We start from the raw sequence: 1,229 nt of genomic DNA, 5'->3' as shown, positions 1-1,229 counted from the left end.
ATCGGTAAAAAAGTCTTTGCATTCGGCTGAGGTTCGTTATCTGTGAGGCGGATCGGAGTGGATAGTAGACGCTTTCGATTTGGGTTGAAAATTTTAGTCATCCCTGCTGTAAAAAGAGTGATTAATCCTGTAGCAGATTGGACAGCTGTTTGATTAATTTCTGTAGGAGATAGGTTAACTAAGAGGGTTTTCGTAGTTTCTGATTGAAGAAAAGAGAAGTTTAAATAATTTAATTCAGATAGTTGCCTTACTAAGCTATCCGCGTTTTTTTGGAAAGCTAGAAAAGATAAAAACAATAAAGCTAGGCCGACTGCCATTAAAGCGGGTCTGTTTTTTGGTTTCATTTAGAACCTCCTTTTGAACGTTTAAATGATAAAAAATTGTATCGCTTTCATATTGAACTATTATACCTGTTCATTTACATTTACTCAACTAAGAAATTTTAAAAACTATTTTTTCTTCTAGCTTAAGCGAATTAGTTCTGCAGCTCTATTTATCTGCACCTGCAGAAAAATCCTCACTATAAGCTAATCTACAGCGAGGATCTCTTACTTTGTTTTCTTTTAGTTCACAATGAAATTTGCTTAAGATTTTTCAAAAAACTATTTAAGTTCTTGATTTGTCTGTGCCGGTTCCACATGGACATCAATATCACTTACTCCATAGGTGTCTTTTAAAAGCCGCTCTACATTTTCAGTAATTTGGTGACCTTGCCGAACTGTCAATGTGGCTTTAACTAAAATCGTTACGTCCACGTAAATATTGGCTCCATATTTTCTGGCTTTAATAGAATCAACTGAAAGAACATGAGGCAAATCTAAAATACTCACTTTATAATCTTCTAATTTTTCTGTATCAAAACCATCTGAAAGAGAAAAAGCACTATCCCTAAAAATTTCTACTCCAGTTTTAATAATAATAATAGATACAATGATCGCCATGATACCATCCAGCCACACCAAACCAAACATAGATCCAAAAATAGCTACTGTTGTACCCAAACTTGTCAGTGCATCACTGAAATTGTCTTTGGCTACAGCTTTTAAACCATCGCTATTGATACGGTTGGCTAATTTAAAATTGTAAAGATAAACACCCAACATAATTACAGCACCTAACAATCCCGTGATTCCTGCAAGTTTATCCGGCGCTACAATTTTTCCTTCGATGATTCGGCTGAGACTGGAATAAAAGACTTGAATCCCTACGAGCAGCATAACAAAAGAAGT

Annotated in this window: 2 protein-coding genes; both read right to left on the bottom strand. The window is 35.1% G+C overall.

Annotated elements, in window-relative coordinates; genetic code table 11:
* Nucleotides 1-344 (bottom strand): hypothetical protein (locus RT405_RS11630; protein ID WP_313469863.1); only part of this gene is annotated, 344 nt, incomplete at its 3' end.
* Nucleotides 345-602: 258 nt separating this feature from the next.
* Nucleotides 603-1,229: cation diffusion facilitator family transporter (locus tag RT405_RS11625; protein WP_313469860.1), on the bottom strand; the 627-nt coding region annotated here is incomplete at its 5' end.

Origin of the sequence: Carnobacterium sp., assembly GCF_032094055.1 — a bacterium.
Taxonomy (GTDB): Bacteria; Bacillota; Bacilli; order Lactobacillales; family Carnobacteriaceae; genus Carnobacterium_A.
The sequence above is the reverse complement of the archived record's forward strand: the minus strand, read 5'-3'. Positions and strand labels throughout refer to the sequence as shown.